General features: G+C 60.5%; 11 protein-coding genes. 2 read left to right on the forward strand and 9 right to left on the reverse strand.

The features are described 5' to 3' along the window. From JYJ39_RS12555 to JYJ39_RS12565, 3 genes are read right to left on the reverse strand one after another with little or no spacing between them, the layout of a single operon-like run. The gene (locus JYJ39_RS12555; RefSeq protein ID WP_205204783.1) at positions 1 to 1,230 is read right to left on the reverse strand and encodes a restriction endonuclease subunit S; all 1,230 of its coding nucleotides are present in this window, start codon (positions 1,228 to 1,230) and stop codon (positions 1 to 3) included. Then, the gene (locus JYJ39_RS12560) at positions 1,227 to 3,404 is read right to left on the reverse strand and encodes an N-6 DNA methylase (protein ID WP_205204784.1); all 2,178 of its coding nucleotides are present in this window, start codon (positions 3,402 to 3,404) and stop codon (positions 1,227 to 1,229) included. Before JYJ39_RS12560 ends, JYJ39_RS12555 begins: the two co-directional genes overlap by 4 nt. Beyond that, positions 3,401 to 3,622, reverse strand: a complete 222-nt coding sequence (locus JYJ39_RS12565; protein WP_142080949.1) for a helix-turn-helix domain-containing protein — start codon at positions 3,620 to 3,622, stop codon at positions 3,401 to 3,403. The genes JYJ39_RS12560 and JYJ39_RS12565 overlap by 4 nt, the downstream gene beginning before the upstream one ends. Positions 3,623 to 3,844: 222 nt before the next feature. On the opposite strand from JYJ39_RS12565, the gene JYJ39_RS12570 reads away from it, so the two are divergent. Beyond that, entirely contained in the window at positions 3,845 to 4,048 is a 204-nt protein-coding gene (locus tag JYJ39_RS12570) for a hypothetical protein (RefSeq protein ID WP_205204785.1), read from the forward strand. A 375-nt stretch (positions 4,049 to 4,423) separates the two neighbouring features. Here JYJ39_RS12570 and JYJ39_RS12575 read toward each other — a convergent pair whose 3' ends face one another. Genes JYJ39_RS12575 through JYJ39_RS12585 form a run of 3 tightly spaced genes read right to left on the reverse strand, consistent with a single transcriptional unit; the run spans position 4,424 to position 7,843 of the window. Next, complete coding sequence (locus JYJ39_RS12575) at positions 4,424 to 5,824, reverse strand: sigma 54-interacting transcriptional regulator (protein WP_205204787.1); 1,401 nt, start codon at positions 5,822 to 5,824, stop codon at positions 4,424 to 4,426. Further along, positions 5,821 to 6,444: a hypothetical protein gene (locus tag JYJ39_RS12580; RefSeq protein ID WP_205204788.1), complete on the reverse strand. Its 624-nt coding sequence runs from the start codon at positions 6,442 to 6,444 to the stop codon at positions 5,821 to 5,823. The genes JYJ39_RS12575 and JYJ39_RS12580 overlap by 4 nt, the downstream gene beginning before the upstream one ends. Then, positions 6,434 to 7,843: a HAMP domain-containing sensor histidine kinase gene (locus JYJ39_RS12585; RefSeq protein WP_205204789.1), complete on the reverse strand. Its 1,410-nt coding sequence runs from the start codon at positions 7,841 to 7,843 to the stop codon at positions 6,434 to 6,436. Before JYJ39_RS12585 ends, JYJ39_RS12580 begins: the two co-directional genes overlap by 11 nt. A gap of 132 nt (positions 7,844 to 7,975) precedes the next feature. Between JYJ39_RS12585 and ettA the strand changes: the two genes are divergently transcribed. Next, on the forward strand, positions 7,976 to 9,640 hold the full coding sequence (ettA, locus tag JYJ39_RS12590) for an energy-dependent translational throttle protein EttA (RefSeq protein WP_205204791.1): 1,665 nt from the start codon (positions 7,976 to 7,978) through the stop codon (positions 9,638 to 9,640). A gap of 125 nt (positions 9,641 to 9,765) precedes the next feature. Here the strand turns inward: ettA and JYJ39_RS12595 are convergent, their stop codons facing one another. From JYJ39_RS12595 to JYJ39_RS12605, 3 genes are all read right to left on the reverse strand, one after another. Beyond that, on the reverse strand, positions 9,766 to 10,578 hold the full coding sequence (locus JYJ39_RS12595) for a secretin N-terminal domain-containing protein (RefSeq protein ID WP_205204793.1): 813 nt from the start codon (positions 10,576 to 10,578) through the stop codon (positions 9,766 to 9,768). Between the two features lie 13 nt (positions 10,579 to 10,591). Beyond that, positions 10,592 to 11,710 (reverse strand): cell division protein ZapE, encoded by a 1,119-nt coding sequence (zapE, locus tag JYJ39_RS12600; protein WP_205204794.1) that lies wholly within the window; start codon positions 11,708 to 11,710, stop codon positions 10,592 to 10,594. A gap of 137 nt (positions 11,711 to 11,847) precedes the next feature. Further along, entirely contained in the window at positions 11,848 to 12,237 is a 390-nt protein-coding gene (locus tag JYJ39_RS12605) for a DUF3597 domain-containing protein (RefSeq protein WP_205204795.1), read from the reverse strand. Positions 12,238 to 12,293 lie beyond the last annotated feature (56 nt).

A 12,293-nucleotide genomic window follows, 5' to 3' on the forward strand; every position in this document is an offset into this window, starting at 1 on the left:
TCACGCCGCCACCTCATCGGGCAAGGCGATGCCAGAAACATCGAGTTGGCCGGACATCAGCTTGGGGAGCAGGAGGTCGCGGGCTTGGGCAAGTTGCGAGTTTTGCAACAACAATGTTTCGACCTGTTGAAATAGCGGTCGAACAGCGTTCCCGAAAGCCCGAGTTACCACAGCATCCGGCAACACAAAAGGGATCACCTTGAAGGCGTCGACGACGATTGCATCGAAGACGCCGCCGACGGCAACTTGTTTGAAGTGCTCGACCGCATCTTTGATAGCAGCAAACAGGAACAAATTGTCGTAGTCCTGTTTTGGTGCCAGAGCGTAGCAAGACTGGTTCATCGCCATTGGTTTCTGCGCTAATGCGACTTTCCCAACCGTACCTCGCGCGGTGATAAACGTGGTGTTTTTTGCAAAAAGCCGGCTATTGCAACTGGCTAGTCCGCTCTCCGTCAGCGTTTTTTCTGTCCCAAGAACGTAAAACGCATCCGGACTATCTTTTGGCGTAAAGAACGGAATGTCACCGCCCCAGTAATGTTCAACGCCAGTTTTTGGCGTACCGCCGCTCAGGATTGAAATGAAGTCGTGCGCGGAGCCCTGTAACCATCCCTCCGGTACCCCATCCTTCACCGGCACCGATTCATGGCCGGGAAAGCGCAGGTGCACGAACCACTCGCGGTAGAGGCGGCGGGCGGCATCTTCGAGCAAGGCGATGCGTCGCTGGTTGGTGGCGATCAGGTCGTCGTAGGCGGAAAGCACTTCAGCAACTTGGCGCTGCACATCAATTGGTGGGCAAGCAATTCCGAACGACAGCAACTTTTCTTGGCTTAAGTTATCTTGGGTTGCGCCTTGAGACACCATCTGTAGCTCGCGCTGAATGATGTCGAAGTAATATTTCACAAAGCGCGGATCAGCTTTTTCCTTATCTGCGACAAAACCGATCACACTGTCAGGAAAACACGCTTCGTACCCCAGAAGGGCTGTGTCTGCAATGTTGGCTGCAATCGTGATGCAAAGCGTGTCTTTGGGCCATAAGCGGCTCTGAGCCAAACCTGCCTCGCTGTATGTCGCAGTGTGTTCGGTAATCCGAAAATTCGCGTGCTTCACATCTCCCGTCTGAATGAAAGGGTACGGACCTCCATACAGAGTCGGGTCGTTTCGCGGACGGTGTCGCGATCGGCCTCGGGACACATACCCAAGCTGATCCAACGGTAGTTTGGGCCAACTCATCCCAACAACTCCTCAAAGTTGCTCGCAATTCGCCCCGCCAGTTCCACCGCTTTGTCGTTCAGCTCGGCCAGTTCGGCATGGATGCCGCGCAGGATTTCCGCAAAGTCGTCTTCATCGTCATCCAGCGCGGCGGCCACGCCCACATAACGGCCCGGGGTGAGCGAATAGTCGTTGGCGGCGATGTCCTCCACGCTGACGGCCTTGCACAAGCCGGCCACATCCTCAAACAAGGCCTGCGGAAAGCGGCTGTGCAGCCAGTGCACCTGGTGGATGAAATAGGCGGCCTGCTTGAGGGCGTCGAGCACCGCATCGCGCACGGTGGGGGCTTCGTTCTTTTTGCTATCGGCAGCCAGCAAGGCACGCTTGGCGTCGCGGGCGGCTTTGCCGTCGAAGGCTTTGCTCTGGCGGGCACGTAGCTGCTTTTCGGCCGTATCCAGCAGTTTTAGCCATTGCTTGTGGCGGGCTTCGAGCAGCTTGCCGGTGGCTTTGAGTTGCGGGGCCAGGGCATCGAGCGTGGTTTGCAGCGTCACCTGCGCGGCGTGGTCGGTCAGGTCGGCTTGAGCGATGGCGGATCGGGCCTGGGTGCAGGCGCTGAGCAGCGCGGCAATGCTGTCCGCCACGTGCGTTTCGGCCTGGGCTGCGGCCAGCTCTGCCTTGAAGGTGTCGAGCTGGGCCGGTGTGATCTGCGCATCCTCGGCTTGGTCGGCGTTCAATTCCGCGAGCGTGGCTTGACAGGCAAAGGCTTGCAGCGGCGCAGCCAAGGCCTGCACGGCGGCGGTGTCAGCCTCGATGCGTGCGGGAATGGCGGCCAGCCAGTCATCCACTTGCCGCTGGTGGCGTGCCACCAAGGCGATGAATTTCTCGCGCTCGCCCCGGTACAGCCAGACGATGGCGTTGAGGTTGGCGAGTTGCTCATCGGTGAACACGTGCGAACGGGCCGACACCACGTGATACACGTTGCGCGCGTCGATCATTAGCACCTGGTCTTGCAGGTCCTGCGGCTTGCCTTTGTCGAAGAACCACAGGGTGCACGGCAGGCTGCGGGTGTAGAAGAACTTGTTGCCAATGGCCATCATCACATCGACGTGGCCGGTTTTGACCAGCTGCTCGCGGATGTCGCGGTCTTTGTTGCCCGCATCGGAGGCGCTGGAGGCCATGACGAAACCGGCGCGGCCCGTGTCGTTCAGGTAGGCGTAGAAGTACTGAATCCACAGGCTGTTGGCGTTGCTGATGGCACCTGTTTTGGCATTGGTGCCGGGCAGGCCAAAGGGCAAGCGCCCTGCCTCATCCACCTGGGCTTCCACCTTTTTGGTATCCACGCCGTCCACATTGAATGGCGGGTTGGCCATGACGAAATCGCACTGGCCGATCAGGTGTTCAGCCTGGTCGTAGAAGGTGTTGCCCTGGCGAATGTTGGAGGCATCCAGGCCGTGCACCACCAGGTTCATGCGCGCCAGTTTGGTATTGGTGTCGCTTTTTTCCTGACCGTGGAAGGTGACGGAATCGTTGACCACGGCGTGGCGCACATCTTCGATGAAATGGCCGGTCTGCACGAACATGCCGGCCGAGCCGCAGGCCGGATCGAGCACGAGGCCGTGATCCGGCTCGATGACGTTGACGATCATGCGCACCAGCGACGGTGGTGTGAAGAATTCGCCGCCTTCCTGCGCGCCGCTCATGGCGAACTTGTTGAGGAAGTATTCGTAAATGCGCCCGAACACATCGCCGGTGGCGGCCTTGATGGCGGGGCGGTCGAAAATCTTGACCAGTTCGGCCAGCAGATCAGGCTCGAAGGCGGCATAGCCACGCGGCAAGGCACCGGACAACACCGGGTATTCGGCCTCGACCGCGTCCATGGCGGCGTCGATGATTTCGCCCACCTTGGCCCCTTGCGGCAGGCTGACGATGCGGTCAAAACGCGCCGCCTCGGGCAAGTAAATGGCCGCCTTGCCCTGAAAACCGAGTTTGATCAGTGCTTCGCGCTGGGTGGCAGGCACCTGCGGCGGGATGTCGGCTTCGATGTCAGGCAGGTAGGCTTTGAAACGGTTGTCGGCGTGGCGCAGGAAGATCAGGCCCAGCACCGGCATCGAGTATTCGGCGGCGGTGAGTTTGGAGTTGGCGCGCAGCTGGTCAGCGGCTTCCCACAGTTCGTTTTCGAGTTGCTGCACGTTCATGCGTTGTTCTCATTGTTCTGTTCAGCGGATGCGCTGCTGTCTTCATCCGCGCCCCCGGCGCGCACCCATTCGTCCACCTCGGAGAGCTGGAATTTCCACAGCCGCCCGATCTTGTGCGCGGGCAAGCCCTTGCGCTCGCGCCAGCGATAGACGGTGTCCTTCACCACGCCCAAATGCCGGGCGACATCGATGGCAGTGACCCAGGGTTCGGCGTTCATGGCATTGGCGCTCACAGAGGCATCAAAGTCGTTTTAAGTCGTCATCAGTCTACCAGACGGCTGCGGTGGCGGCCACCTTGAAATGGCTGTGATTGACGGTGTGGCGATTGGGGTAATGGCTGGCACCGTTACCCCATTTTTGATGGTTATTACCCCTATCGCTTGGCTTCTTGATCGTTCAGCGCGTGAATGGTGGCGTCATCAATCAACCCGGAGCTCACCATGAACACCCAGCCCACTGCCATCGACGCCTATCTCGCCCGCGCCGCCGCCATCCACATCAAGTTGGCCCGACTACAGCAACTGGCCGACGACCACTTCGGCCACGACCCGGAGGCCATCCACTGGGGCCACGTCGGTGACCTCGAGTGGGTGGATCAGACTCTGGATGATTTGTTGGCGATCTTCGACAGCCACGCCAAGTGACGGTGGCCATCTGCTGACCGACGCAGACTGTGCAGCCATCGGCAAACAACCGACTCTGCCCTCGTCAGACAACCAGAATCCCATCCTCCATACGCTTCCTCGAACCACATTTCCCTAACCTCCTGTAGTGCCTCCTTGGTACAACATAGAACCGGACAGATCATTTGCTACAACTCAGGACAGATTACTTGTTCTCTACAGATCGGGAAACCACGGTTGGAAAGCAACGTAACTTATTGTATACATTGATAACAATTCTCCCTTACAAGGCGAATGTCAGCGGTTCGACCCCGTTAGCACCCACCAAATTCAAGCCCGCTGATTCGATGAATCAGCGGGCTTATCGTTTCTGGGCAAGGTTCAACCGTCTGCAGGCTAAACCTCCCCTTCTCCTTGGCGGAACATAGCCGGCGTGAGATCGTATTTCTGCAGCAAACGATAGAGTTCCGTACGGTTGCGATCGGCAATCCGGGCCGCATCGGCAACGTTGCCGTCGGTCAGTTTCAGCAGGCTGACCAGGTAATCGCGCTCGAAACGCTGTTTGGCCTCGGCGTAGCTCAGCGCTTCCATGCGCGGTGCGCGCAGGGCGCGCTGGACCAGGCTGACCGGGATCAGGGGGGTCGAACTGAGCGCGCAGCTTTGTTCGACCACATTGAACAGCTGGCGTACATTGCCCGGCCATTTGGCCGTCGCCAGCGCTTCCAGGGCTTCCGGCGCGAAGCCAGTGAAGGGACGAGCATATTTCGTCGCCAGCTGGCGCAGAAAGTGTGTCGCCAGCAGGGGAATATCCTCGCGTCGTTCCTCCAGCCGTGGCAGGGTCAGGGAGACCACGTCGAGCCGGTAGTACAGGTCTTCGCGGAATTCGCCGTGCTGCATGGCGGCTTCCAGGTCGCGATGGGTGGCGGAAATGAAACGGACGTCCACTTTTTCCGATTGCGTCGCGCCGACCGGCCGCACCACCCGTTCCTGCAGCACACGCAGTAGTTTGACCTGCAGCGGCAAGGGCATGTCGCCGATTTCATCGAGAAACAGGGTGCCCCCGTCGGCGGCCTGGACCAGCCCCCGGCGTGCTGTTGCCGCGCCGGTAAAGGCACCGCGCGCGTGACCGAATAATTCGGATTCGAGCAATGCTTCAGGAATGGCGCCGCAATTGATGGCGATGAAGGGTTTACTGGCCCGCGGGCTGGCCTGATGGATGGCGCGCGCCAGTACTTCCTTGCCGCTGCCGCTTTCACCCCGGATCAGGATGCTGGCATCGGAGGCCGCCACCATGCGTGCCTCGCTCATCAGTTGGGCCATGCGGGCACTGCGGTACACCATGCCATCCGCCCATTTGTTGTCGCCCTCCGCTGTGTTGTCGGTCACGGGGGCGGCTGACAAGGCAAGTGCCTGGTCGATCTTGGCCAGTAGCACCTGGCTGTCGAAAGGTTTGGTCAGATAGCCGAAGACTCCGCGTGACGTGGCATCCACCGCATCCGGTATGGTGCCGTGGGCGGTCAGCAGGATGACCGGCAGGCCGGGATGCGTGGTACGCAATTCTTCGAACAGGGATAGCCCGTCGCGCCCTGGTAGCCGGATGTCACTGACCACGACACGCGGCGGGTCAACGGCGATCAGGGTCAGTCCTTCCTCGACCGAGCCCGCCGCGCTGACACGATAGCCGCTGGCTTTCAGGCGCATGGAGAGCAGGCGCAGAATATCCTCATCGTCGTCGATGACCAGGATGTGGGCGCCCTGCCCGTTTTTCGTACCAGATGTCGCTACGGGCTCGCTCATGGCAGTTTCCCAGTAGGTGTCGAACGCGCCGGCAGGCTGCGTTCAATGTTGGCCAGACGCTCCAGTTTTTCCTGCAGGTCATGAATCTTGCGCTGGTTTTCCTTGCCCTGCATTTGCAATCGTTCCTGCACACCTTCCAGACGCACACGCTCGGTCAGTTGTTCGACCAGCAGGGCCGCCAGTGGCTGTAAGGCCACTGCGGCGGGATCATTTGATTTCAGCAAGGTTTCGGCCAGGGACAGGGCCTTGGCCGGATCACCGGTCGAGGTGCGCGTCTGGGCATACAACAAGGCGAGGCGCATCTGGTTTTCCGGATTACCGGTAGTGGCCGCCAGCTGGCTACGCTCGCGCGCAATTTCACTCGCCGACATGCCCTGCAACCCCTGCCGGTAGGCCAGGGCAGCAATCAGGGCATGGCGGGTGGCGGCGGGTAGAACCACGGCCGGAACGACGGACTGACTGGTGGCATCCGGGGGGGCAGCGGATGCTGTCGGGAGCGCAGCAGGTGAAGCTGCTGGTGCCTGCGGCGCTGTGCTGCTGCAGGCGGTCGCCGCCAGGCAAACTACGACGGTACAGAAACGCCGGCATAGCGGCAGGAAGGTGCGTGTTTCAGTGTGCATCAGGAATCTCGACTCGAAAATGCGCGCCCTGGGCGGACGCCAGTAAATCAACCTTGCCCCCCATGGCATTGGCCAGTTCACGGACGATGGACAGGCCAACACCGCTCCCGCGCCGGGCGACAGGCGCCGGCAGGCGACCTTGCACGAAGGGCTGGAAAATTCGTTCACTGTCATCGGGGGCCACGCCACAGCCGGCATCGATGCAGTCGAAATGCCAGGCATCAGGTGCGCGCCGTGCCGCCAGAACGATTTCCCCTCCCTGTGGGCTGAAATCAATGGCGTTGGCCAAGAGGTTATCCAGAATCAGCGCCATTTTTCCGGTGTCAAGGCGGACTTCGCCCGGATCGATCTGCTGCGTGATATGGATTTGCCGTGTCTGCGCCCGCAATTCATGCCGGCTGACGGCTTCGGTCAGCAACTGCCCTGCTTCGCAGCGCACCATGTTGAGCTGGCGGGCATCAAAAATTGCCGCATTGAGGCCGAGCAGGCTTTCGATCCGCCCCTGCAGGCCAAGTACGTTGTGCGCCATGATCTGGACCACTTCCCGCTGACCCGGCGAGAGCGGCCCGGGGACTTCTTCCGCCAGCAGGGCCGCGCCTTCCTTGAGCGCCGTGAGCGGTGTCTTGAGCTCATGCGAGACATGGCGCAGTGTTTTCTGCCGGTCGCTTTCCAGTTCCGCCAGATGCTGGCGAAGCCAGTCAAGACGGCGTCCCAGGCGGCGCAAGTCGATCGGGCCGCCGACATTGATTTCTTCCTCGAAACGTCGCGCGCCCAGGCGCCGGATCGCCCGGTCGAGCTGCCGTACCGGACGCAGCAGCCACCAGCCCATGACCAGCGCCACGCTAACCGCGCCGATCAGCGCCAAAGCGAGCTTGCTGCCCAGCTGGATGCGATGCTTCTCCAGTTCGTGAATGAGGCGGGTGTTTTCGCTATCCATCCAGCGCTGCCCGGCCTGGGCCACCTGATTGTTGAGACTGCCCAGGCGGTCAAGCAGGACCAGGATGTCTTCCTCTGTCTTCTCGTTTTGTCGTGCCAGGCGGCGGCTGATCTTGCCTGCCACGCTGCGCCATTGTGCCGGCACATCGCCCAGACCCGGCGCGGCCAGCGCCTCGATGCGGCCGAGCTGCTCGTAGGACTCTTCAAGATAGCTCTGGAAGCGACGGCGCAGATCGCCGTCACCGAGGACCAGATATTGCCGGGCACTGCGCTCCATATCGACGCTGCGTTCGTTCAGGGTCTGAATGGCGGCGCTCAGTTCGACCGCCAGGGCACTGTTTTCACGGCTTTCACCGACCAGATTCTCCAGCAGCAGCCAGCTGTTGATCGCCACCCCGCCCAGCAGGGCGACGATGAAGACAAAGCCGACCAGCATGCCCTGGAGAAAGGAAATCCGCTTCATATGCTGAAAGGTCTGCTAACGGCAGAAATTTGCAAAGCGACATTGTAGCGCCGCCCGCCCTGCCCTCTGGTCATTTCGCGCGCCACCCCGTACACTCGGGCGTTTATCTTTGTCACAAGGCTCCAGGCTCCCATGGCTCAATACGTAATGTCGATGCTGCGCGTCAGCAAGATCGTTCCGCCAAAACGGCAGATCATCAAGGATATTTCCCTGTCTTTCTTTCCCGGCGCCAAGATCGGCCTGCTGGGTCTGAACGGTGCCGGCAAGTCGACCGTGCTCAAGATCATGGCCGGCGTGGAAAAGGAATACGACGGCGAAGTGCAGTGGCAACCCAATATTTCCATTGGCTATCTGCCGCAGGAACCGCAGCTCGACGCCGACAAGACGGTGCGCGAGGAAGTCGAGTCGGCGCTGGGCGAAATCATGCAGGCGCAGGCCAAGCTCGACGAAATTTACGCTGCGTATGCGGACGAAAACGCCGATTTCGACAAGCTGGCGGAAGAACAGGCACGGCTGGAAGCCATCATCGCCACCGCCGGCGCCGATGTCGAACACCAGATGGAAATCGCCGCTGACGCGCTGCGCCTGCCGCCCTGGGATGCGAAAATTGGCGTTCTTTCCGGTGGCGAGAAGCGCCGCGTGGCGCTGGCCAAGCTACTGCTGTCGAAACCCGACATGCTGCTGCTCGACGAACCGACCAACCACCTCGATGCCGAATCGGTTGAATGGCTGGAGCAATTCCTCGTCCGTTTCCCGGGTACCGTGGTTGCTGTGACCCACGACCGTTACTTCCTCGACAACGCCGCCGAGTGGATTCTTGAACTCGACCGTGGTGAGGGCATTCCCTGGAAGGGCAACTACTCCAGTTGGCTGGAGCAGAAGGAAGCCCGCCTGGAGCAGGAGCAGAAACAGGAAGCGGCGCGGATGAAGGCGATGAAGCAGGAACTGGAGTGGGTGCGCTCCAACCCGAAGGCGCGTCAGGCCAAGTCCAAGGCGCGTCTTTCCCGCTTCGAGGAAATGTCCTCGCACGAGTACCAGAAGCGCAATGAAACCCAGGAAATCTTCATCCCGGTGGGCGAGCGCCTGGGTGATCAGGTGATCGAATTCAACGGCGTATCCAAGGCTTTTGGCGACAAGTTGCTGATCGACAATCTCAGCTTCGCCATTCCGCCCGGCGCCATCGTCGGCATCATCGGTCCCAACGGTGCTGGTAAGTCGACCCTGTTCAAGATGATTACCGGCCAGCAGCAGCCGGATGCCGGCGAAGTGAAGATCGGCCAGACCGTCAAACTCGCTTATGTTGATCAGTCGCGTGACTGCCTCGATGGCAACAAGACGGTGTTCGAAGAACTGGCGCAAGGCAGCGACATCCTGCAGATCGGCAAGTTCGAGATGCCCAGCCGTGCCTACATCGGCCGTTTCAACTTCAAGGGCGGTGATCAGGGCAAGCAGGTCGGCAAACTTTCCGGTGGCGAACGTGGCCGCCTACATCTGGCCAAGACACTGATGACCGGTGGCAATGTGCTGCTGCTCGACGAACCGTCGAATGACCTCGATGTGGAAACCCTGCGTGCGCTGGAAGACGCGCTGCTCGAATTCCCCGGTTGCGCGCTGGTCATCTCGCACGACCGCTGGTTCCTCGACCGCATCTGCACGCACATCCTGGCGGCCGAAGGCGAGTCGCAGTGGACCTTCTTCCCGGGCAACTACCAGGAATACGAAGAAGACAAGAAACGCCGGATGGGTGAAGAAGGCGCCAAACCGAAGCGCATCCGCTACAAGCCGATCAGCCGTTGAGGTGCGTTTTCCGTTGCTTCAGCCTGTTTGATCGGGGCTGAACAGCGGTTTCGGGGATCACTGTGAGTTGCCTGTCGGGCCGGCGTATTGCTCCGGCCCGATTTTTTCGTGCCGGGAAAGCGCGTTTATTGCGCTACTGCTTCGACTTTCAGCCAGATCGAACGTGCTTCGCTGACCTGCGCGGTACCGATGCTGAATCCGCCGCCCTGACGTTGCACTTGCTGCTGGCCGACGCCGCCCAGTTCGATCCATTCGCCCAGGCGACCGCTGACGGTAGTCGATAACTCCTGCGTGGCAATTGCGCCAGGCGCGCCATGTCGGCGTCCGGTCTGGCGGTCGTTGTGCTGGCTGATGTCGAGGGTGACCCGTTCCCCGTTGACCCGTGGCCGTGCGTAAAAACCGCTGCCGACATCGTGGTAAACGATGCTTTCCTGCACCATCGCCCCGCCAGGGCCGATCACCGCTTGTCGCAAAGGCAGTGGCAGACTGCGCCCGACCTGAATGAACGCCTGTCCGCCATCCACCACCTGTACCCGTTGCGCGCTGTTCTCGCCCCGCGTGCTGCGCGTATCCCAGACTTCGCCGCGTCCGTTCACACCGCTGCGATTCCCCAGCGTCACCTGTCCGGAAACTGTCGCACCGCGGTCTGCCTGCACCTGCTGCCGGTCCAGTGCTACATGAATGACCAGACGGCGCGCCGGGCGATCGATGGCCGCCAGTGCCCGCTTGATTTCCGCCTGATTGGCCGGTGAGCTGCGCAGGAAAAGCTGGTTGTTCATTCCCGTCAGGGTGCCGCCGGGTTCCACCAGCGGCAGCAGTACGGGAAGAACCTCGTCCACCGTGCGACTCTTCAGCGGAATGACTTCCAGTTGTGCCGCGGCCAGCCCCGTCCACAACATGCAGCACAGCAGCAGGAAAATTCTTGGATAGCGGCGCATCGGTAGTTTCCTTTCAGGGCGCAACGATGTGCGCTTCGGCGAGATAGGCGCGCGAATTCATCTCGGTCAGGCGACTGACCGTGCGTTTGAATTCGGTTGCCTGCGTTCCTTCGGTGTACAGATCTTCGGCGGCACACTCGGCGGTGGCAATCAATTTGACCTTGTTATCGTAGAACACGTCCACCAGCCAGGTCAGGCGACGCGCTTCCGAAGCCTGATGCTGTGTCAGACGCGGGATGCCGGAGAGCAGTACGGTATGGTAGGCCCGCGAGATTTCCAGGTAATCATTCTGCGAGCGAGGCCCACCGCACAGGGTGCGGAAATCGAACCAGATGACGCCGTTCGCCCGGCGCAAGGCGGGAATGTCGCGGTCCAGCACGCTGATCTGCCCGCCTTCCTGCCCCTCCTCGCCCGCCACAACGCGGAAATAATCACGCATCTTGGCTTCCGCAGCTGCATCTGCCGGATAGTGGTAGATCTCTACCTGTTCCAGCGCCCGCAGGCGGTAATCAATCCCGGCCTCCACCTCGTATACGTCGAGATGTTTTTTCAGCAAGGCAATCGCCGGCAGAAAGCTCTCCCGGTGCAGACCGTTCGGATAGAGCTGCTCGGGGGGGTAGTTGGAGGTCATCACCAGTACCACGCCCTGAGCGAACAAACCTTCCAGCAGTCGCCCCAGAATCATGGCATCGGCAATGTCGGAGACGTGGAATTCATCGAAACAGAGCAGCCGCACCTCCTTGGCGATGGCCGCCGCCACTTTCAGCATGGGATCGGGTTCGCCTTTGAATTTTTCCAGGTCGCGGTGAATCTGCTGCATGAAGGAATGGAAGTGCAGACGTTTCTTGCGCCGGTAAGGTACGGATTCGTAAAAGCAATCCATCAGGAAACTTTTGCCGCGTCCGACCCCGCCCCAGAAATACACCCCTTGCGGCGGTTTCGGCGGCGACAGCAGGCGTTTTAGTGTGCTGCCGCGCTGCACCTTGAACTGCAGCAGGTTTTCATAGAGCGCCTGCAGGGCCCGGGCCGCGCGCATCTGTGCCTCATCGGCGACGAAGCCGCGACTGGCGAGCAGGTTTTCGTAAGCATCGAGCATGCCGCGCTGCGGCACGTTGAGTTTTCGGTAAGCCATGAGAGAACAGGAAATTCAGGAAGCGCGCATTTTCGCACGGCACAGCGCGGGATTTGCGCTCCATGTGGGGTGTCGTTGACGCAAACGGCCCGCCGAGGCGGGCCGTCGTAGTTGAGACAGCGGTGAGCGTGGGCGGCTTACAGCAGTTCTTTCGGCACGTTGCCGCCGTTGTCGGCCAGCTTTTGCAGCACGGTCTTGTGCAGCCACATGTTCATTTGCGCCGAATCGCCCATCTTCTCGGCTGGGCAGCCGAGTTCGGTGGCCAGTTCCTTGCGTGCCCCGAGGCTGCTATCCAGCCCCAGAAGTTTCAGCAGATCGACAATGGAAACTTTCCAGTTCAGTTTTTCCGCATGCTTTGCTGCCAAGGTTTCCAACTGACCGACTACATCCACTACGCTGATGGCGACCGGCGCTGCCGCTGCAGCCGGTGCTGGGGGCACCGGTGCTTGAACTGCGGCCGCAGGTTGCTCTGCAGCCTCGGCCTTGCCAAAACCCAGTTTGGACAAAATGCTGCTGAAAATACCCATGGTGTGCTCCTCATTTGAAATGGTTCATACAGACGGTTGCCTGCTGCGGTCCGGGA

This window comes from Azonexus hydrophilus, from assembly GCF_905120355.1.
Classification (GTDB): domain Bacteria; phylum Pseudomonadota; class Gammaproteobacteria; order Burkholderiales; family Rhodocyclaceae; genus Azonexus.

What these genes read in the sequence shown, in the direction of transcription:
- JYJ39_RS12580 (WP_205204788.1), bottom strand. Translation starts at nt 6,444, where the DNA reads ATGCACACTGAAACACGCACCTTCCTGCCGCTATGCCGGCGTTTCTGT.
- JYJ39_RS12570 (WP_205204785.1), top strand. Translation starts at nt 3,845, where the DNA reads ATGAACACCCAGCCCACTGCCATCGACGCCTATCTCGCCCGCGCCGCC.
- JYJ39_RS12595 (WP_205204793.1), bottom strand. Translation starts at nt 10,578, where the DNA reads ATGCGCCGCTATCCAAGAATTTTCCTGCTGCTGTGCTGCATGTTGTGG.
- JYJ39_RS12565 (WP_142080949.1), bottom strand. Translation starts at nt 3,622, where the DNA reads ATGAACGCCGAACCCTGGGTCACTGCCATCGATGTCGCCCGGCATTTG.
- JYJ39_RS12560 (WP_205204784.1), bottom strand. Translation starts at nt 3,404, where the DNA reads ATGAACGTGCAGCAACTCGAAAACGAACTGTGGGAAGCCGCTGACCAG.
- JYJ39_RS12555 (WP_205204783.1), bottom strand. Translation starts at nt 1,230, where the DNA reads ATGAGTTGGCCCAAACTACCGTTGGATCAGCTTGGGTATGTGTCCCGA.
- JYJ39_RS12575 (WP_205204787.1), bottom strand. Translation starts at nt 5,824, where the DNA reads ATGAGCGAGCCCGTAGCGACATCTGGTACGAAAAACGGGCAGGGCGCC.
- ettA (WP_205204791.1), top strand. Translation starts at nt 7,976, where the DNA reads ATGGCTCAATACGTAATGTCGATGCTGCGCGTCAGCAAGATCGTTCCG.
- JYJ39_RS12605 (WP_205204795.1), bottom strand. Translation starts at nt 12,237, where the DNA reads ATGGGTATTTTCAGCAGCATTTTGTCCAAACTGGGTTTTGGCAAGGCC.
- JYJ39_RS12585 (WP_205204789.1), bottom strand. Translation starts at nt 7,843, where the DNA reads ATGAAGCGGATTTCCTTTCTCCAGGGCATGCTGGTCGGCTTTGTCTTC.
- zapE (WP_205204794.1), bottom strand. Translation starts at nt 11,710, where the DNA reads ATGGCTTACCGAAAACTCAACGTGCCGCAGCGCGGCATGCTCGATGCT.